Annotated in this window: 19 protein-coding genes; 5 read left to right on the forward strand and 14 right to left on the reverse strand. The window is 66.1% G+C overall.

Features of this window, described 5'->3' with window-relative positions; all coding sequences use genetic code 11:
- From ACTRWB_RS23250 to ACTRWB_RS23290, 9 genes are all read right to left on the reverse strand, one after another.
- Nucleotides 1-122: thiolase family protein (locus tag ACTRWB_RS23250; protein WP_446479784.1), on the reverse strand; the 122-nt coding region annotated here is incomplete at its 3' end.
- A 284-nt stretch (nucleotides 123-406) separates the two neighbouring features.
- Nucleotides 407-991, reverse strand: a complete 585-nt coding sequence (gene phaP, locus ACTRWB_RS23255) for a TIGR01841 family phasin (RefSeq protein ID WP_129512986.1) — start codon at nucleotides 989-991, stop codon at nucleotides 407-409.
- 507 nt (nucleotides 992-1498) lie between these two features.
- Nucleotides 1499-2263, reverse strand: a complete 765-nt coding sequence (locus ACTRWB_RS23260) for a ParA family protein (RefSeq protein ID WP_048246937.1) — start codon at nucleotides 2261-2263, stop codon at nucleotides 1499-1501.
- Nucleotides 2264-2365: 102 nt separating this feature from the next.
- The gene (locus ACTRWB_RS23265; protein ID WP_446903319.1) at nucleotides 2366-2989 is read right to left on the reverse strand and encodes a DNA-3-methyladenine glycosylase; all 624 of its coding nucleotides are present in this window, start codon (nucleotides 2987-2989) and stop codon (nucleotides 2366-2368) included.
- A complete protein-coding gene (gene mug / locus ACTRWB_RS23270; RefSeq protein ID WP_446903320.1) occupies nucleotides 2976-3524 on the reverse strand; it encodes a G/U mismatch-specific DNA glycosylase in 549 nt (182 codons plus the stop codon). Before mug ends, ACTRWB_RS23265 begins: the two co-directional genes overlap by 14 nt.
- A gap of 195 nt (nucleotides 3525-3719) precedes the next feature.
- On the reverse strand, nucleotides 3720-4001 hold the full coding sequence (locus ACTRWB_RS23275; protein WP_446903321.1) for a hypothetical protein: 282 nt from the start codon (nucleotides 3999-4001) through the stop codon (nucleotides 3720-3722).
- A 98-nt stretch (nucleotides 4002-4099) separates the two neighbouring features.
- Nucleotides 4100-4330, reverse strand: a complete 231-nt coding sequence (locus ACTRWB_RS23280; RefSeq protein WP_412023005.1) for a hypothetical protein — start codon at nucleotides 4328-4330, stop codon at nucleotides 4100-4102.
- A 300-nt stretch (nucleotides 4331-4630) separates the two neighbouring features.
- Nucleotides 4631-5188: a single-stranded DNA-binding protein gene (locus ACTRWB_RS23285; RefSeq protein ID WP_021162583.1), complete on the reverse strand. Its 558-nt coding sequence runs from the start codon at nucleotides 5186-5188 to the stop codon at nucleotides 4631-4633.
- 100 nt (nucleotides 5189-5288) lie between these two features.
- The gene (locus tag ACTRWB_RS23290) at nucleotides 5289-6476 is read right to left on the reverse strand and encodes an MFS transporter (protein ID WP_048246943.1); all 1188 of its coding nucleotides are present in this window, start codon (nucleotides 6474-6476) and stop codon (nucleotides 5289-5291) included.
- A gap of 265 nt (nucleotides 6477-6741) precedes the next feature.
- Here ACTRWB_RS23290 and uvrA point away from each other — a divergent pair, with 265 nt between their 5' ends.
- Together uvrA and ACTRWB_RS23300 are read left to right on the forward strand one after the other, a co-directional pair.
- A complete protein-coding gene (gene uvrA, locus ACTRWB_RS23295) occupies nucleotides 6742-9627 on the forward strand; it encodes an excinuclease ABC subunit UvrA (RefSeq protein ID WP_048246945.1) in 2886 nt (961 codons plus the stop codon).
- Nucleotides 9628-9874: 247 nt separating this feature from the next.
- The gene (locus ACTRWB_RS23300) at nucleotides 9875-10960 is read left to right on the forward strand and encodes an AI-2E family transporter (RefSeq protein WP_193099111.1); all 1086 of its coding nucleotides are present in this window, start codon (nucleotides 9875-9877) and stop codon (nucleotides 10958-10960) included.
- A gap of 93 nt (nucleotides 10961-11053) precedes the next feature.
- On the opposite strand, the gene purU is transcribed toward ACTRWB_RS23300, so the two are convergent.
- From purU to ACTRWB_RS23325, 5 genes are all read right to left on the reverse strand, one after another.
- The gene (purU, locus tag ACTRWB_RS23305; RefSeq protein WP_193099113.1) at nucleotides 11054-11938 is read right to left on the reverse strand and encodes a formyltetrahydrofolate deformylase; all 885 of its coding nucleotides are present in this window, start codon (nucleotides 11936-11938) and stop codon (nucleotides 11054-11056) included.
- A gap of 74 nt (nucleotides 11939-12012) precedes the next feature.
- A complete protein-coding gene (locus ACTRWB_RS23310; RefSeq protein WP_446903322.1) occupies nucleotides 12013-12879 on the reverse strand; it encodes a DUF4743 domain-containing protein in 867 nt (288 codons plus the stop codon).
- A gap of 5 nt (nucleotides 12880-12884) precedes the next feature.
- Complete coding sequence (locus tag ACTRWB_RS23315) at nucleotides 12885-13499, reverse strand: LysE family translocator (RefSeq protein ID WP_048246952.1); 615 nt, start codon at nucleotides 13497-13499, stop codon at nucleotides 12885-12887.
- Nucleotides 13500-13524: 25 nt separating this feature from the next.
- A complete protein-coding gene (locus tag ACTRWB_RS23320) occupies nucleotides 13525-14091 on the reverse strand; it encodes an adenine phosphoribosyltransferase (protein ID WP_011353218.1) in 567 nt (188 codons plus the stop codon).
- Between the two features lie 78 nt (nucleotides 14092-14169).
- A complete protein-coding gene (locus tag ACTRWB_RS23325) occupies nucleotides 14170-16176 on the reverse strand; it encodes a monovalent cation:proton antiporter family protein (protein WP_048247155.1) in 2007 nt (668 codons plus the stop codon).
- 126 nt (nucleotides 16177-16302) lie between these two features.
- Between ACTRWB_RS23325 and kdsD the strand changes: the two genes are divergently transcribed.
- From kdsD to lptC, 3 genes are read left to right on the forward strand one after another with little or no spacing between them, the layout of a single operon-like run.
- A complete protein-coding gene (kdsD, locus tag ACTRWB_RS23330; RefSeq protein WP_129512993.1) occupies nucleotides 16303-17286 on the forward strand; it encodes an arabinose 5-phosphate isomerase KdsD in 984 nt (327 codons plus the stop codon).
- Nucleotides 17286-17822, forward strand: a complete 537-nt coding sequence (locus ACTRWB_RS23335) for a KdsC family phosphatase (RefSeq protein WP_129512994.1) — start codon at nucleotides 17286-17288, stop codon at nucleotides 17820-17822. Before kdsD ends, ACTRWB_RS23335 begins: the two co-directional genes overlap by 1 nt.
- Before the next feature lie 3 nt (nucleotides 17823-17825).
- Nucleotides 17826-18440, forward strand: coding sequence for an LPS export ABC transporter periplasmic protein LptC (gene lptC / locus ACTRWB_RS23340; protein WP_446903323.1), 615 nt, complete (start codon nucleotides 17826-17828; stop codon nucleotides 18438-18440).
- Nucleotides 18441-18450: the final 10 nt, after the last annotated feature.

Genomic DNA, 18450 nt, shown 5'->3' on the forward strand with positions numbered 1-18450 from the left:
GCACGCTCCAGCACCGCGCGGATCACCGTCGCGCCCAACTCCGGCGCCGCAATCTTCGCAAGCGAGCCGCCGAATTTGCCGACCGCGGTCCGCGCGGCCGATACGATCACTACATCCGTCATGTTCAGTTCCTGCATCGAAATCAGTTCGTCGTTCTGACACCGGCAAGGGCCGGCTGCAACTGGCGATCGCGCATCCCGGGGCACCCGGCGCGATGGCGATCGCGCACCGCCGCGCCGCGAGCCACGCCCGGTCGCGCCGACGGCACACCGGCACGGGCCGCCCGTGCACCGGCACCTTGCGGCAAACCGGAGGGTCGCCGGACACCGCGTGGCACACACGGCGTCCGGCGCCATCCGGCACCGATCAATCGTGCCGCGCACTCGCGCGGCACGCTCTCACGTCGTCATGCAGCCGATTCGCGCGCGGCCGCTGCGTCCTTGCGTGCGGCGGCAGCCGTCTGCTTGCCGCCGCGCGTGGCCGTTTCGCTGACCGCATCGAAGCCGCTCTGCGCGGCTTCAATCGCCTGCCCCGTCGCTGCACGCACGGAGTCGGCCGCGGCGGTCGCCGCGGACAGCGCCGAATTCAGCGCAGCCACCACGGACTCCGAGCCGGCCGGCGCATGCTTCGACAGCTCGCCGATCACGTCCTTCAGGCGCTTGTCGTTCTGTTCGTATTGCGCCTGTGCAACCTTCGCCCATTCGGATTGCGTCGACACCGCGATGTCGAACAGATGACGGCCGTACGACACGACCTTGCCTGCCGCTTCCTGCGGTGCGGCCACTTGCTGCGCGAAGCCCACGGCCGGATTGCTGCTGTTGAATGCGTTCTTCAGCTTGTCCTCGTACTCCGTAAGCGCCGTCCGGGCCGCTTGCAGGTTGAGTTCGACGACAGCCTCGAAGCCGTGGATCGCCGGACGGGCGATCGCAAACCATGCGGCGATTCCGGATTGATAATCGGCGGTCAGTTTTTCGGGGGCAAATACGGACATCGGGCACGCTCCTGTTAGCAATGCGAGAGACGACGTAAAGAAAAATGGAAGCCAGATCGACAATCGCTTCCTTATTGGCAACCCGTCACCCATTTGGATGCGGGAAGTTGAAGGAGGCCATTCTAGATCGATTAATTGTCAATTAAATGGCATTAATACTAGGTGTAAACCCTTATTTTCCAATCGGGCGGCCGCTGAAGCCCTCGACGCGTCGACATCGCAGATCGGAACACCGCAGCATCTTGCCCTGGAACGATTTTTACCTTTTTACAGCATAGCGCACCATGACTTTTCGCAACATTTACCTATGCATTATTCCGGTTATTAGAAAACAGGTGCACATTGAAAATGAAGCGGTCGCTTATGTAATCGTTTTTCCAGATTTATCTTGAAATCGTTTTCGGGATTATTAATGACAAAATCAATGATCGGACGAATTGCGGGGCGCAATGAAAAAGCGGCCGTATGAAACGGCCGCGGTCGGCACTGGCACCGGTATGCGCGAGATCAGCCGGCCAGTTCGCGATGCAGCGCGCGGAATTCCTGCGCGAGCTTGTGCCCGGGCTCGAGGTGGATCACCGGCTTCGACTGCTGATGCGACTCGCGGATCTTCACCGACGCGGACAACCTCGACGCCAGTACCGGCAGCCCTTCGTCGACGAGTTCGTCGACCAGTTGTTGCGGCAGGCTCGCGCGCGGCTGGAACTGGTTGATGACGATGCCTTCCACCTCGAGCGCCGCGTTGTGGTCCTGCTGGATTTCCTTCACGTTCTCGAGCAGCGTGTACAGCGCGCGGCGCGAAAAGTCGTCGCAGTCGAACGGGATCAGGCAGCGCTCGACCGCGATCAGCGCCGAGCGCGTATAGAAATTCAGCGCGGGCGGCGTGTCGATGTACACGGCGTCGTAGGTGTCGAGCTCGTTCAGCGCGTCGCGCAGCTTGTAGATCTTGTAGCGCGATTCGAGCTTTCCGTGCAGCGTGTCGAGATCCGGATGCGCCGGCATCACGTCGAGCCCTTCGAACGGGGTCGGATGGATGAACGATGCGACGTCGACCGGACGGAAGTTGAAGGTCAGCGCGGTTTCGAAGAAACCGGCGACGCCCGGTTGCGCGTCGGCCGCGGCGTCGCCGAGCAGATAGCGCGTGGAGTTCGCCTGCGCATCGAGGTCGATGACGAGCGTGCGCAACCCTTCGCTCGCGCTGATCGCCGCCAGGTTGCAGACGATCGTCGATTTGCCCACGCCGCCCTTCTGGTTGAATACGACCCGCCGCATGGTGTCCCCTCGATCGAAACGTCGAAAAAACCAGCTTAGCCGGTCAATCATGGCGTCCGCGTGACGCAGGTCGAATAACGCGCGACTTGTGTGCGGCACGCATCAGGTGCGCGGCAGCGCCCCCGACACATACCGGTTGCCGGGCACGCTCCACCGCCACGGAAGATCCGTGCCGACGCGAATGCCGATGCGCGGCCCACCCGCCAGATCCATGGGCGGCGCCATGCCGTCGTCCACGATCGCGAACCCTTCGCGCGCGCGAACCAGGTCGACGCCGTCCTGGGCGCCGCCGATCCCCATTGCCTGGGTCAGCCGGGCCGGCCCGCGGCACAGATCGCGATCGCGCGTCTGCGGCGGCCGTGCCGTGCGCATGTGCGCGAGCCCCTGCAGCGGTTCCAGCGCACGGATCAGCACGCCCGTTCCCGTGCCATCCGGCCCGCACACGCAGTTGCAGCACCAGTGCATGCCGTAAGTGAAATAGACGTACAGGTGCCCCGGCGGCCCGAACATCGTCGCATTGCGCGGCGTCTTGCCGCGATAGGTATGCGCCGCCGGGTCGATCGCACCGGCATAGGCCTCCACTTCGACGATGCGGCCGGCCCGGCCGTCCGCTGCCGCGAGAATCTTGTTGAGCAGTTGCGGGGCGACGTCGATGGCCATGCGGTCGAAGAACGCGCGCGGCAACACGGTGCCCGGCCACACGGGCGCGGTTTTATTGCCCCGCATCCTGCCCCTCCGGTTGGCGCCCGGAAACGGTCTGCGCCTGCAGATGGAGCTGGCGGTACGCGTCGACCAGATCATCGAGGCCGAACGCAAGATTTCTCCCGCTGGGATTGGGCAGCACCCACACGCTCGCGCGCTGCATGCGGGCCGGCTGCAATCCCCACGCGACTTCGCGCTGACCGGAAAGCGCCGAATACGCCGCCTTGCCGAGAAAGGCGACGAAGCGCGGCCCATAACGCGCCACCTTCTGCTCGAACGCCGCGGCCGCGGCGATGAATTCCGCGCGCGAAAGCTGATCGGCGCTCGCCGTTGGTCGCTTCACCACCGCCGTCAAGCCGCAGCCGTACTGGAGTATCGCGCGATCGTCCTGCGGCGAAATTTCCATCGGCGTGAAGCCGGCAAGATGGATCACGCGCCAGAAGCGGTTGCTTCTCCCCGCGAAGTGATGCCCTGTCGCGGCCGCGGTCAGGCCGGGATTGATCCCGCAGAACAGCACGTCGAGATGCGAAGCGATGAGGTCGGGAAGTTCGTCAGCCACGATTCGTCTGGATTGCGAGGGACAAGGACATCAATGAAAAGGGCCCCGGCGCTCGGCCGATACACGTGAGCGACGCGATCCGGATCACGGCGGACCGCTTGCCGCCTCGTCGACAGGTCGGGGTTCGACCATTTGATCACGCTTTCGCCACACGATGCGCATCGATCCTGCGCAGTCAACCGACTGGCCCGACGGCTAGTCCCCTTCGCGTCGGGACCGGCGAATCAAATGCCACTCCAGATAGGCGCTGTGTCCGAACAGGATCGCCGACGTCAATGCCAGACGCCCCGTCGTGAGCACGCCCGGCGCCACAACACTGCTCAACGCTGCCACCCCGACCGACATCGGAAGCGTTCTGCCAAACGCACCCAGCAAGACGGCAAACCATCCATCGCCGAATTCCTTGCTGAAGCGCTCGGGGTAAAGGCCGTACCTCAAGAACTTCCTGACCGGGCTTCGCGAATCACGAAAATGCATGACGACTCCCGACATTTCAATGCATCGAACACGACAGGCGCGCGAGCAGCGAAATGCTCGCACGCACCCTCCGGACAGGCAAAACTGCCCGTCGATATTCAGAACTTGCAGATCCAGGCCTGTCCGAGGAACGCGCCCGCGCCACTCAGAAGTGCTGCTTGCGGGCCACGGGCGGCGCCCACCAGGGCTGCCCCACCAACCGCCGCCCAATTGATGGGTGCCGGATTAAGTTGACACGAAAAAGCGCCGCTGACCTGTTTCAGGTCGTTCCGTTTGAGCTCACGCATCGATTCGATCTCCTGATAAAAGTTGACTTTGGCCGGCTGCATCTACGATCACACTCAGTGCCGACAACGCACTCTATCCGCAGGAGCCGTCTCGATAAATATGGAATTTCTCATGGGTGTGAAGAAATCCGCGACGAAATCGCTGAACCGCTCCGCTCAAGATGCAGGCTCAAGAATCGAGATAACTGTCGGGTTCAGGGATTCGTAGACCGCACCCGTTTCCCGCCGGCCGGGTATCGGCTTTCGTCTTGCGGAGAAGGGGGATTCGCGGAACCGTGGAAACAAAAAGAAAAACCCCGCACAAAGGCGGGGTTGATCTATACAGATTCTGCTGACGGGAGGTCAGAACGGAATATCGTCGTCCATCTCGTCGAAGCCGCCACCTGCCGGTGCGCTCGGACGGCTCTGCGCGCCGCCGCCAGCACCGCCACGCGCCGCGCCGCCGGCACGACCGCCGCCACCACCGCCGCGCTCCATCTGCTCGCCACGACCGCCGCCGCCACCACCACCGTAGCCGCCGCCGTAACCGCCTTCGTCACCACCACCGCCGCCACCGCCCGCACCGCCGCGGCCGCCGAGCATCTGCATCTGGTCCGCGACGATTTCGGTCGAGTAACGATCCTGACCGTCCTGACCCTGCCACTTGCGCGTGCGGATGCGGCCTTCGATATAGACCGACGAACCCTTCTTCAGGTATTCGCTGACGATCTCCGCCAGACGGCCGAAGAACGCGACGCGATGCCACTCGGTCATTTCCTTGAAATCGCCGCTTGCCTTGTCCTTGTAGCGGTCGGTCGTCGCGAGACGAATGTTCGCAACCGCGTCGCCGCTCGGCAGGTAACGGACTTCAGGATCGGCGCCGAGATTGCCGACGAGGATGACCTTGTTGACGGATGCCATGTGTTTCTCCAGTAAATTCGATGCCGGGCCGCCCGCGCGTGCGTCGGAGCAGCCCGCCGGACAAGCCGGCGACGCCGCCGGTGCCTGCCCGACAATAGGTTCAGGCCTTGCGCGGCGGCGCTTTCATGCTGGCCGCGATTATAAGCCACGCTGCAACGAGCCCAGAACACGCGTAGAACACCGTGTTCGCACCGCCGTGCTTCAGCAGCCAGCCGCCCGCGATGCCGCCGAGCGCGAGCCCGATCGACTGCGTGGTGTTGTAGACGCCCGTGGCCGCGCCCTTGCGCGAACCCGGCGCGAGCTTCGACACGAGCGACGGCTGCGACGCTTCCAGGATGTTGAACCCCAGGAAGTACACGAACAGGATCGCCGCCACAATCATGATGGTATGCGGCGCGCTGCCCAGCAGCAATTGGCCGATCAGGATAGCCAGAATGCCGCCCAGCAGCACCGGCTTCATCTTGCCCCGTTTCTCCGCGACGATGATCGCCGGGACCATCATCACGAACGCGAGCCCCATCACCGGCAGATACACCTTCCAGTGCGCGGCGACCGGCAGCCCGCCGTCGACGAGCAGGCGCGGCACGACGAGGAACAGCGCCGTCTGCGTCGCGTGCAGCACCAGCACGCCGAAGTTCAGGCGCAGCAGCTCGACGTTGTGCAGCACCTCGGCGAACGGCGCGGGCACGTGCACGGGCTTGGCCGCGTCGGGCACGATCCACAGCACGACGCCGATCGCGAGGATCGACAGCACGCCGACGATCGCGAACAGCCCGCTCATCCCGACCCAGTGGAACACGATCGGCGCGCCGACGATCGCGACCGCGAACGACACGCCGATCGACCCGCCAACCATTGCCATCGCCTTCGTGCGGTTCTGCTCGGAGGTCAGGTCGGCGATGAACGCCAGCACCGCGGACGACACGGCGCCCATCCCCTGGATCACGCGACCGACGATGATCCACGTGATGTCGTGCGCGGACGCGGCGACGAAGCTGCCGAGCGCGAAGATCACGAGACCCGTGGCGATCACCGGCTTGCGGCCGAACTTGTCGGACGCCCAGCCGTAGAAGATGTAGAACAGCGACTGCGTGACGCCGTAGGCCCCAAGCGCGATACCGACGAGCAGCACGTTGTCACCGCCCGGGATGGTTTTCGCGTAGACCGAGAACACCGGCATGATCATGAACAGGCCGAGCATGCGCAGCGCGAAGATCGCCGCGAGCGACGTGGTCGCGCGCAATTCGGGCGCAGTCATGCGGGAAGACGTGGCAGACGGATTGGACATCGGGAATGAATTTCGAATGATCGGAATGTCCGCCCGACACCGGGCGGCGGAAGATCAGGACCAGCGGCCCGGGAGGCCTGACGGGCGACACGTCGGGGCAGGATGCCGGCGGCCTGCGGGCCGCCCTGAACCGCGCGGCGCGACCGCTTTCCCCGGCGCAGGCGCCGCCTTGCTGCCACCTGCTGTAAAGGCTGGGGGCCCCAAACGACGGTCTCGAAAAGCCGTTATAGTAGCAGGTTTGGTTCCCTCCATTTTCGCCAGGTTCATGGAACAGATCCGTATCCGTGGGGCACGTACCCACAACCTGAAAAACGTCAATCTCGACCTGCCGCGCCACAAGCTGATCGTGATTACCGGGTTGTCCGGGTCGGGCAAGTCGTCGCTCGCGTTCGACACCCTTTATGCCGAGGGCCAGCGCCGCTACGTCGAAAGCCTGTCTGCGTATGCCCGCCAGTTCCTGCAGTTGATGGAGAAACCCGACGTCGACCTGATCGAGGGTCTGTCGCCCGCGATCTCGATCGAGCAGAAGGCGACGTCCCACAACCCGCGTTCGACCGTCGGCACGGTCACCGAAATCCACGACTACCTGCGACTTTTGTACGCACGTGTCGGCACGCCATACTGCCCCGATCACGAGATCCCGCTCGAGGCGCAGAGCGTGTCGCAGATGGTCGACGCGGCGCTCGCGCTGCCCGAGGAAACCAAGCTGATGATCCTCGCGCCGGTCGTCGCGAACCGCAAGGGCGAGCACGCCGAGCTGTTCGAGGACATGCAGGCGCAGGGCTTCGTGCGCTTTCGCGTGCGCTCGGGCGGCGGCACCGCGAACGAAGGCGTCGCGAAGATCTACGAGGTCGAGTCGCTGCCGAAGCTCAAGAAGAACGACAAGCACACGATCGACGTCGTCGTCGATCGTCTGAAGGTCCGCCCGGACATGAAGCAGCGCCTCGCCGAATCGTTCGAGACGGCGCTGCGCCTTGCCGACGGCCGCGCGATCGCGCTGGAAATGGATACCGACCACGAGCACCTGTTCAGCTCGAAGTTCGCGTGCCCGATCTGCTCGTACTCGCTGCAGGAGCTCGAGCCGCGCCTGTTCTCGTTCAACAACCCGATGGGCGCGTGCCCGGAATGCGACGGCCTCGGCCAGATCACGTTCTTCGACCCGAAGCGGGTCGTCGCGCACCCGTCGCTGTCGCTCGCCGCGGGCGCCGTGAAGGGCTGGGACCGCCGCAACCAGTTCTACTTCCAGATGCTGCAGAGCCTCGCGGCGTTCTACGAATTCGACATCGACGCCGCCTTCGAGGATCTCCCGGAAAAGATCCGGAAGGTGCTGCTGTTCGGCTCGGGCAAGCAGACGATCCCGTTCTCGTACATCAACGAGCGCGGCCGCACGACGATCCGCGAGCACGTGTTCGAAGGGATCATCCCGAACCTCGAACGCCGCTACCGCGAGACCGATTCGGTCGCGGTGCGCGAGGAACTGTCGAAGTACCAGAACAACCAGCCGTGCCCGTCGTGCGAAGGCACGCGCCTGCGCCGCGAGGCGCGCCACGTGCGGATCGGCACGGGCGACTACGCGCGCGGCATCTATGAAATCAGCGGCTGGCCGCTGCGCGACGCGCTCGGTTACTTCGACGGCCTGACGCTCGAAGGCGCGAAACGCGAGATCGCCGACAAGGTGATCAAGGAAATCGTCGCGCGCCTGACGTTCCTGAACAACGTCGGCCTCGACTACCTGTCGCTCGAGCGCAGCGCCGAAACGCTGTCGGGCGGCGAAGCGCAGCGCATCCGGCTCGCGTCGCAGATCGGCTCGGGCCTGACCGGCGTGATGTACGTGCTCGACGAGCCGTCGATCGGCCTGCACCAGCGCGACAACGACCGCCTGATCTCGACGCTCAAGCACCTGCGCGACCTCGGCAACTCGGTGATCGTCGTCGAACACGACGAGGACATGATCCGCACGGCCGACTACGTCGTCGACATGGGCCCCGGCGCGGGCGAACACGGCGGCGTGGTAGTGGCCGAAGGCACGCCGAAGCAGGTGCAGTCGAACCCGCAGTCGCTGACGGGCCAGTACCTGCTCGGCAAGCGCACGATCGAGTATCCGGACGAGCGGCTCGCACCCGATCCCGAGCGCATGCTGCGCATCGTCGACGCGTACGGCAACAACCTGAAGCACGTCGACCTCGAACTGCCGGTCGGCCTGCTGACCTGCATCACCGGCGTATCGGGCTCCGGCAAGTCGACGCTGATCAACGACACGCTGTATCACGCGGTCGCGCGCCACCTGTACGGTTCGTCGGCCGAGCCGGCGCCGCACGAGGCGATCGAGGGCCTCGAGCACTTCGACAAGGTGATCAACGTCGACCAGTCGCCGATCGGCCGCACGCCGCGCTCGAACCCGGCCACCTACACCGGCCTGTTCACGCCGATCCGCGAGCTGTTCTCGGGCGTGCCGACCTCGAAGGAGCGCGGCTACGATCCGGGCCGCTTCTCGTTCAACGTGAAGGGCGGTCGCTGCGAATCGTGCCAGGGCGACGGCGTGCTGAAGGTCGAGATGCACTTCCTGCCGGACGTCTATGTGCCGTGCGACGTGTGCCACGGCAAGCGCTACAACCGCGAAACGCTCGAAGTGCAGTACAAGGGCAAGAACATCAGCGAAGTGCTCGACATGACGGTCGAGCATGCGTACGAGTTCTTCAGCGCGGTGCCGGTCATCGCGCGCAAGCTGAAGACGCTGCTCGACGTCGGCCTCGGCTACATCCGCCTCGGCCAGTCGGCCACAACGCTGTCGGGCGGCGAGGCGCAGCGCGTGAAGCTGTCGCTCGAACTCTCCAAGCGCGACACCGGCCGCACGCTGTACATCCTCGACGAGCCGACCACCGGCCTGCACTTCCACGACATCGCGCTGCTGCTCGAGGTGATCCACCGGCTGCGCGACCAGGGCAACACGGTCGTGATCATCGAGCACAACCTCGACGTGATCAAGACGGCCGACTGGGTGATCGACCTCGGCCCCGAAGGCGGTGCCGGCGGTGGCCAGATCATCGCGCAGGGCACGCCCGAGCAGGTCGCGAAGACCAAGGCGAGCTTCACCGGCAAGTACCTCGCGCCGCTGCTCAAGCGCCCGACCCGCAAGGCCGCGGTCGGCTGACGCGCGTTGCACCCTTCCCGCGCGCGGCCGCCGGGCCGCGCGCGTTCCTCCGCGACGCGCCGCCCGCCTCCCCTCGTTTTCCCTTCTGCGTTTACACCATGCGCCAAACGGCCCGGTTGCGGACCATAATGGCGGCTATACTTTACGGTCGTAAGGTTCGTCCTACGCACCAATCCGGTGCAACTCCGGGCGGGCACCGCTCTGTCGCGCATTCCGCGGCATGACACACGAACGACAGGAATCCACGATGGAGAAGCAACAAGACTCGTCGCGCGATGCGCAGAACCGCGAGCCGCACCTGCGCAGCGTGCGGCTGACGAGCGACTTCAGCCTGCCGAATCTGTCGGCACTCGAAATCGGCAGCTATCTCTTCGCGATCGTTGCAATGTGGCTCGTGATCGAGCTCAAGCTGCTCGGCGGGCTGCTGGCCGGCCTGCTCGTCTATCAGCTCATCCACACGATCGCGCCCGTGATCGAACGCCACACCACGAGCATGCGCGCGCGCTGGGTCGCCGTCGTGCTGCTGTCGATCGTGATCGTCGGCGGGCTCACGGGCCTGACGATCGGCATCATCGAACACTTCGAGCGCACGGTGCCGAACCTGCAGAGCCTGCTCGACCAGCTGATGCAGATCGTCGAGCAAACCCGCGCACGCACGCCGGCCTGGATCGCGAACCTGCTGCCCGTCGACGTCGAACAGATGAAGACCAAGGCCGCCGTGCTGATGCACTCGCACATGGACCAGCTCCAGCAGAGCGGCAAGAGCGTCGCGCGCGGCTTCGGCCACGTGCTGTTCGGGATGATCATCGGCGCGATGATCGCGATCGGCGTCGAACACGGCAAGGTGCGCCGGCCGCTGTCGACCGCGCTCGTCACGCGCGTGTCGCGCTTCTCCGACGCGTTCCGCCGCATCGTGTTCGCGCAGATCAAGATCTCGGCGATCAACGCGGTGTTCACCGGCATCTACCTGCTCGTCGCGCTGCCGCTCTTCCACGAACGGCTGCCGCTGTCGAAAACGCTCGTGCTCGTCACGTTCATCGTCGGCCTGCTGCCCGTGATCGGCAACCTGATATCGAACACGCTGATCGTCGCCGTGTCGCTGTCGGTCAGCATGGGCACCGCGATCGCGTCGCTCGCATTCCTCGTGGTCATCCACAAGCTCGAATACTTCCTGAACGCGAAGATCATCGGCGGCCAGATCGAGTCGCGCGCGTGGGAGCTGCTGCTCGCGATGCTGATCATGGAAGCCGCGTTCGGGCTGCCGGGCGTGATCGCCGCGCCGATCTTCTATGCGTACCTGAAGCGCGAGCTGTACCTGCTGCGGCTGATCTGAAGCCCGCGTATCAGGCGAAAAAAAACGCCGCGCCCCGTAAAGGGCGCGGCGTTTTTATTTGTGCCGGCAGGCCGGCGAGCGCGGCAGCGCCGATCAGCGGAACACGACCGTCTTCGTCCCGTTCAGCACGACCCGGTGCTCGACGTGCCACTTCACCGCGCGCGCGAGCGTCACGCACTCGACGTCGCGGCCGATCGCGGTCAGCTGGTCGGGCGTCATGCTGTGGTCGACGCGCTCGACTTCCTGCTCGATGATCGGCCCTTCGTCGAGATCGGTCGTCACGTAGTGCGCGGTCGCGCCGATCAGCTTCACGCCACGGTCGAACGCCTGGTAATACGGCTTCGCGCCCTTGAAGCTCGGCAGGAACGAATGGTGGATGTTGATCGCGCGCCCGGCGAGCTGCTGGCACATGTTCGGCGACAGGATCTGCATGTAGCGCGCGAGCACGACCAGATCGGCCTGGTGCTCGTCGATCACTTCCAGCACGCGCGCTTCCTGCGCGGCCTTCGCGGCATCGGACGAACCGCCGATCAGCGGGAAGTGATGGAACGGGATGTTGTAGCTCGCGGCGAGCTGGTAGAACTCCTTGTGGTTCGACACGATCGCCGGGATCTCGATCGGCAGCTGGCCGGTGCGATAGCGGAACAGCAGGTCGTTCAGGCAATGGCCGATCTTCGACACCATGATCACGACGCGCGGCTTCACGGCCGCGTCGTGCAGCTCCCAGCGCATCGAGAAGCGTTCCGCGAGCGGCGCGAATTCGTTGCGAAGCGTGTCGAGCGCCGACGCGGCATCCGCGCCGCCGCCGTCCTGCTCGAAGTGCACGCGCATGAAGAATTCGCTGGTGCGGCTGTCGCCGAACTGAGCCGAATCGAGGATGTTGTTGCTGCGCTCGAACAGGAAGCCCGAGACCGCGTGAACGATGCCGTGCCGGTCGGGGCACGACAGTTTCAAGATAAAGCTGTGATCGGTCGGCATGACCGCTACTCCCTTCGTTTCCGTATTCGTCAAATTGCCCGTTCGCGCCGCGGGGCCGCCAGTCGCGGCGCGCGTCACGCGGCCGGCGCGAACAGCGCGTCGATGCCCGCGGCGTCGGCCGCCGCGAGCCAGCGATGGCGCAGCAGCGTGTCGAGCGTCGCGAGGCTCGCATCCATCGTCGCGCGGCCTTCGCGCAACCAGCCGATCACCTCGGGCACGCCGGCCAGCAGGTGCTCGGCCACTTCGCCGTCCTGGTTGCGCGGCGCGAAGTCGTGCGGCAGCGGCAGGTCGTACACGAAGATCAGTTCGGACTGCGTGCCTTCCGGCAGCGAGCACAGCACCTGAACCGCGCGACCCGCGATCGCGCGCACCGCCAGTTCGGCCGGAATGCCGGCTTCTTCCCAGCACTCCTTCGCGAGCGTCTCGTGAACGCCCAAGCCCCAGCCGATGCCGCCCGCGACGACGTTGTCGAGCATGCCGGGATCGGTTGCCTTGGTCGCGCTGCGACGGCCGAGCCACATCTGCGGCACGGCCGCGGCGGACGGCTCGCCCGGCGCAACCGCATATTCTACGATGCCGTTCAGATGCACCGCATAAGTCTGCGTGCCGAAAAAGCGCGACGCGGCGCGCTCGATGTACGCGAGCGGCGGATCGTCGAAGCGGTTGCGGATCGCGTAGATCTCGTCGCGCCAGCCGGGAATCGCGCCTTCGGCCGCGAGCGCGCCGATCGCGCTCGCCAGCGCCATGCTGCGCGCGTCGACCGAGTCGTAACGCGCCGACAGCACGACACGCTCGCCGGTCAGCTCGAACACGTCGGGCCAGCGGGCAAGCTTCGCGACGTCCTGGCGGCGCACCCAGCCAACCGCCTGTCCGGCGATCTCGAAACGCAGGTGCGCGGCCGGATCGAAGCGCCGCGCGGCCGCGATGCACGGAAACGTCATCGCCGTCAGTCCTTCAGTGCGACGCGGATGCCGAGCGCGATGAAGGTCGCGCCGGCCAGCCGGTCGAGCCACACGCCGGCCTTCGGGCGGCGCTTCAACCAGGCGCCGATCGCACCCGCGCCGACGCCGAACAGCGAAAAGATCGCGGCCGTCTGCAGCATGAACAGCGCGCCGAGCTCGAACATCTGCAGCGTCACGCCCTGCACGCCGTGCGGATCGACGAACTGCGGCAGGAACACGACAAAGAACAGCGTGACCTTCGGGTTCATCAGGTTACCGATCACGCTCTGCCGGAAGATCGTGCCGAGCGGCTGCGGCGGGCGCTCATGCGCATTCGCGAGGCCCTGGCTGCGCAGCGCCTTGATGCCAATCCACACCAGATACGCGGCGCCCGCGAGCTTCAGGATCTCGAACGCGACCGGCGACGAACGCAGCAGCGCCGCGACGCCGAGCGCCGCGAGCGTCGTGTGGAACAGGATCCCGGCGCTGAAGCCGAGCGCGGCGACGAAGCCGGCCGCGCGGCCCTGCGAGATGCCGCGTGCAAGCACCTGCAGGTTGTCGGGACCCGGCGCGAACGTGATCGCGATCGACGTGGCGAGAAACAGCATGAAGTTGGGCATCGTGACCTCGCTGGTGAGCCTGCGTTCAGTGGCCGGCGAATTCGGTGACGGTATAGACAGGCAGTCCCGCATTGCGCAACAGCGCCGAGCCGCCGAGATCGGGCAGGTCGATGATCGCCGCGCCTTCGACGACTTCCGCGCCGAGCCGCTGCAGCAGGTTGCGCCCCGCCATCATCGTGCCGCCGGTCGCGATCAGGTCGTCCATGATGATCACGCGGTCGCCGGGGCGGCACGCATCTTCGTGGATCTCGACCGTCGCGCTGCCGTATTCGAGGTCGTACGACTCCGAACGCGTCTTGTACGGCAGCTTGCCGACCTTGCGGATCGGCACGAAACCGACGCTCAGTTCGTACGCGACGATCGGCGCGATGATGAAACCGCGCGCATCGAGGCCCGCGACATAGTCGAGCTTCGCATCGACATAACGTTCGACGAACAGGTCGACGAGGATGCGCAGCGCCTTCGGGCTCTGCAGCAGCGTCGTGATGTCGCGGAACATCACGCCCGGCTGCGGCCAGTCGGGCACCGTGCGAATCTGGCTGTGAATGAAGGCGACCGGATCGAGCGGCGCGCCCGACGACGAATGCGGCATGAAACTCTCCGAAAAAAACGGTGCGCGAAGATCGGGCACCGTTTCTAATAAATACGGGTCAGGTTATTGAATCGTGGCTCACGCGGCCGCGGCCGGCGGATCGCGCCGATGGCGCGACAGCCGCTCCTCCGCGAGCGCGAGCGCCTCGGGCAGCCCGCGCAGCACGACGATGTCGCTCGCGCGCAGCTTGGTCTGCGGGTCGGGTTCGACGCCGCGGATGCCGTGCCGGCGAATCGCCGTGACTTCCAGCCCGAGCGCATACAGCCCGAGCTCCTCCAGCGAGCGCCCGACCGCGTCCGCGCGCGCATCGACCGGCACCGATTGTAGCCGCACCTGCTCGTGGTCGTCGTCGTCCGCGTCGTCCGCGCCGCGGAAATAGCCGCGCAGCAGGCTGTAGCGCTCGTCGCGCATCTCCTCGACGCGCCGCACGACCTTGCGCATCGGCACGCCAACCAGCACCAGCGTGTGCGACGCGAGCATCAGGCTGCCCTCGACGATCTCCGGAATCACCTCGGTCGCGCCGGCCGCGAGCAGTTTCTCGAGATCGGCATCGTCGACGGTACGCACGATCGCGGGCAGCGTCGGCTCGAGCTCGTGCACATGGTGCAGCACGCGCAACGCGGACGGCGTGTTCGCATAGGTGATCGCGACGGCCGCCGCGCGGTGGATACCGGCCGCGAGCAGCGACTCGCGGCGCGCCGCGTCGCCGAACACGACCGATTCGCCGGCGGTCGCGGCCGCGCTCACGCGATCGGGGTCGAGGTCGAGCGCGACATACGAGATGCCTTCCTGCTCGAGCATCCGCGCCAGGTTCTGGCCCGCGCGGCCGTAGCCGCAGATGATCACGTGGCCGCGCTGCTTGAGGCTCTGCGTCGCGATCCGCGTCATCTGCAGCGACTGCTGCATCCATTCGGTCGACGACAGCCGCATCACGATCCGGTCGGCGTTCTGGATCAGGAACGGCGCGGCGAGCATCGACAGCAGCATCGACGCGAGGATCGCCTGCAGCAGCGTCGAATCGACGAGATGCCGGTCGAGGATCAGGTTCAGCAGCACGAAGCCGAATTCGCCGGCCTGCGCGAGCCCGATACCCGTGCGCATCGCGACGCCCGGCGTCGCGCCGAACAGCCGCGCGAGCCCCGTGATCATCGTGGCCTTGAACAGCACCTGGCCGACGAAGAAGCCGAGCACGAGCAACGGATGCTCCCAGATCACGCGCGGGTCGAGCAGCATCCCGGTCGTCACGAAGAACAGGCCGAGCAGCACGTCGCGGAACGGCTTGATGTCCTCCTCCACCTGATGGCGGAACGGCGTCTCGGAGATCAGCATCCCCGCGATGAACGCGCCGAGCGCGAGCGACAGGCCGAACTTGTCGGTGATGAACGCGGCGCCGAGCGTGACGAGCAGCAGGTTCAGCACGAACAGCTCCTGCGAGCGGCGCCGCGCGACGACGTTGAGCCAGCGCGTCATGAAGCGCTGCCCGATGACCAGCAGCAGCGTGAGCGCGATCACGATCTTGACGGCCGCGAAGCCGAGCGTCAGCGCGAGATCCTTCGACGATTCGGCGCCGAACGCGGCGATCACGATCAGCAGCGGCACCACCGCGAGATCCTGGAACAGCAGCACGCCGAAGATGTTGCGGCCGTGCTCGGTCTCGATCTCGAGCCGCTCGGCGAGCATCTTCGACACGATTGCCGTCGACGACATCGCGAGCGCGCCGCCGAGCGCGATGCTGCCCTGCCACGTGATGTGCACCCAGCGCTCGAACAGCGCGCCGAGCGCGAGCGCGAGCACCAGCGTCGCGACCACCTGCAGCAGCCCGAGCCCGAACACGAGCCGCTGCATCGACCTCAGCTTCGCAAGGGAGAATTCGAGGCCGATCGAGAACATCAGGAACACGACGCCGAATTCCGCGAGGTGCTCGGCGCGTTCGAGATCCGCCGCGATCCCGAGCGCATGCGGGCCGACCAGGATGCCGACGGTCAGGTAGCCGAGCATCGGCGGGAGGTTCAGCGAACGGAACACGACGACGCCCACCACTGAAGCCAGCAGCAGCATGAGCGTCATTTCGAGCGGGGAAATCACGGGCAAAGCGTCCTCGTTCGTCGGGGCCACCGCAAAGCGGGCACGGTGGCGTAGCGTGGGATAGGCAACTTCGGACGAGTCCGAAGGCCCGGCGCGGCGAACAAACGCCTTTGCTATACTCCGCGCATGATAGCGAAAATCAATGACAACCGCGCGCTCGCGCTCGCCCGCGACGTGCTCGACATCGAGGCGGACGCCGTGCGCGCGCTGCGCGACCAGCTCGACGGCGACTTCGTCCAGGCCGTCGCGCTGCTGCTCGGCTGCAGCGGCCGCGTGGTGGTTTCCGGAATCGGCAAATCGGGGCATATCGCCCGCAAGATCGCAGCAACGCTGGCCAGCACCGGCACGCCGGCCTTCTTCGTCCATCCCGCCGAGGCCAGCCACGGCGACCTCGGGATGGTCACCTCCGACGACGTCTTCATCGGCATCTCGTACTCCGGCGAATCGGAAGAACTCGTCGCGATCCTGCCGCTCGTCAAGCGGATCGGCGCGAAGCTGATCGCGATCACGGGCCGCGCGGAATCGAGCCTCGGCACGCTCGCCGACGTGAACCTGAACGCCGCGGTGTCGAAGGAAGCGTGCCCGCTGAACCTCGCGCCGACCGCGAGCACGACCGCCGCGCTCGCGCTCGGCGACGCGCTCGCCGTCGCCGTGCTCGACGCGCGCGGCTTCGGTTCGGAAGACTTCGCGCGCTCGCACCCGGGCGGTGCGCTCGGCCGGCGCCTGCTCACCTACGTGCGCGACGTGATGCGCTCGGGCGACGACGTCCCGTCCATCGGGCTCGACGCGACGCTGTCGGATGCACTGTTCCAGATCACCGCGAAGCGCCTGGGCATGACGGCCGTGGTCGACGCCGACGGCAAGGTCGTCGGCATCTTCACCGACGGCGACCTGCGCCGCGTGCTCGCGCGCGACGGCGACTTCCGCACGCTGCCGATCGCCGACGTGATGACGCACAACCCGCGCACGATCGCGCCGGACCACCTGGCGGTCGAGGCCGTGGAACTGATGGAGCGCCACCGGATCAACCAGATGCTGGTCGTCGATGCCGACGGCGCGCTGATCGGCGCGCTGAACATGCACGACCTGTTTTCGAAGAAGGTGATCTGATGAGCGCAGCGTTGACTGCGGCCGAGCGCGCGAGCCGCGTGAAGCTGATGATTTTCGACGTCGACGGCGTATTGACCGACGGCGGCCTGCTGTTTACCGCCGCCGGCGATGCGATGAAGTCGTTCAACTCGCTCGACGGCCACGGCGTGAAGCTGCTCGGCGAAGCCGGCATCGCGACCGCGATCATCACGGGCCGCCGCTCGGAAATCGTCGCGGCGCGCGCCAGGGAAATGAAGATCGCGCACCTGTTCCAGGGCGTCGAGAACAAGCTCACCGTGTTCGCCGACCTGATCGCGTCGCTCGGCCTCACCGCCGACGCATGCGGCTACATGGGCGACGACTGGCCCGACCTGCCCGTGATGCTGCGCTGCGGCTTCGCGACCGCGCCCGCCAACGCGCACCCCGAGGTGATCGCCCGCGCGCACTGGGTGGCCGAGGCCCGTGGCGGCCAGGGCGCCGTGCGCGAAGTCTGCGACGCGATCCTGCGCGCGCAGCGCCGCTACGACGCGCTGCTCGCAGCCGCCTGCGGAGCCTGACGGATGACTACGCATTTCCGCTGGACCCAGCTGCTGCCGCTCGCCGCGGTCGCCGCGCTCGCGGGCATCACCTGGTGGCTGCTGCAGGCCACGCTGCCGCCGCCCGGCGAGGGCGTCGCGCAACCGAAGCGCCACACGCCCGATTATTTCGCGGACAACTTCTCGGTCACCGAGCTCGACCAGTCCGGCACGACCCAGTACCGGCTGACGGCCGCGAACCTGATCCATTACGAAGACACCGAAGACAGCGACCTGGTCGATCCGGCCATGCGCGCATTCCAGCCCGGCAAGCCGGTCGTGACGACCACCGCGAAGCGCGGCACCGTCAACGGCGACGTGTCGATCGTCGACTTGTACGACAACGCGCGCATCCTGCGCGCGGCCGGCGGCGGCGATCCGCAGATGCAGGCCGATTCCCAGCATTTCCGGATCTTCGTCAATGACGATGTGATCCAGACCGAAAAGCCGGTTAAACTTCAGCGCGGCCTGTCGCTCGTCAACGCGACCGACGGCATGAAGTACAACAACGTCACCCGGGTCATCGAGCTTTACGGCAACGTGCGCGGCACGATTGCCGCGGCGGACACGTCCGGCGGCTCGAAAGGTCAACCCAAGTGACGCATCCCTC

The sequence above is a fragment of the Burkholderia sp. YIM B11467 genome (assembly GCF_052952715.1).

What these genes read in the sequence shown, in the direction of transcription:
- phaP (WP_129512986.1), bottom strand. Translation starts at nt 991, where the DNA reads ATGTCCGTATTTGCCCCCGAAAAACTGACCGCCGATTATCAATCCGGA.
- ACTRWB_RS23260 (WP_048246937.1), bottom strand. Translation starts at nt 2,263, where the DNA reads ATGCGGCGGGTCGTATTCAACCAGAAGGGCGGCGTGGGCAAATCGACG.
- ACTRWB_RS23265 (WP_446903319.1), bottom strand. Translation starts at nt 2,989, where the DNA reads ATGCGGGGCAATAAAACCGCGCCCGTGTGGCCGGGCACCGTGTTGCCG.
- ACTRWB_RS23275 (WP_446903321.1), bottom strand. Translation starts at nt 4,001, where the DNA reads ATGCATTTTCGTGATTCGCGAAGCCCGGTCAGGAAGTTCTTGAGGTAC.
- ACTRWB_RS23280 (WP_412023005.1), bottom strand. Translation starts at nt 4,330, where the DNA reads ATGCAGCCGGCCAAAGTCAACTTTTATCAGGAGATCGAATCGATGCGT.
- ACTRWB_RS23285 (WP_021162583.1), bottom strand. Translation starts at nt 5,188, where the DNA reads ATGGCATCCGTCAACAAGGTCATCCTCGTCGGCAATCTCGGCGCCGAT.
- ACTRWB_RS23290 (WP_048246943.1), bottom strand. Translation starts at nt 6,476, where the DNA reads ATGTCCAATCCGTCTGCCACGTCTTCCCGCATGACTGCGCCCGAATTG.
- uvrA (WP_048246945.1), top strand. Translation starts at nt 6,742, where the DNA reads ATGGAACAGATCCGTATCCGTGGGGCACGTACCCACAACCTGAAAAAC.
- ACTRWB_RS23300 (WP_193099111.1), top strand. Translation starts at nt 9,875, where the DNA reads ATGGAGAAGCAACAAGACTCGTCGCGCGATGCGCAGAACCGCGAGCCG.
- purU (WP_193099113.1), bottom strand. Translation starts at nt 11,938, where the DNA reads ATGCCGACCGATCACAGCTTTATCTTGAAACTGTCGTGCCCCGACCGG.
- ACTRWB_RS23310 (WP_446903322.1), bottom strand. Translation starts at nt 12,879, where the DNA reads ATGACGTTTCCGTGCATCGCGGCCGCGCGGCGCTTCGATCCGGCCGCG.
- ACTRWB_RS23315 (WP_048246952.1), bottom strand. Translation starts at nt 13,499, where the DNA reads ATGCCCAACTTCATGCTGTTTCTCGCCACGTCGATCGCGATCACGTTC.
- ACTRWB_RS23320 (WP_011353218.1), bottom strand. Translation starts at nt 14,091, where the DNA reads ATGCCGCATTCGTCGTCGGGCGCGCCGCTCGATCCGGTCGCCTTCATT.
- kdsD (WP_129512993.1), top strand. Translation starts at nt 16,303, where the DNA reads ATGATAGCGAAAATCAATGACAACCGCGCGCTCGCGCTCGCCCGCGAC.
- ACTRWB_RS23335 (WP_129512994.1), top strand. Translation starts at nt 17,286, where the DNA reads ATGAGCGCAGCGTTGACTGCGGCCGAGCGCGCGAGCCGCGTGAAGCTG.
- lptC (WP_446903323.1), top strand. Translation starts at nt 17,826, where the DNA reads ATGACTACGCATTTCCGCTGGACCCAGCTGCTGCCGCTCGCCGCGGTC.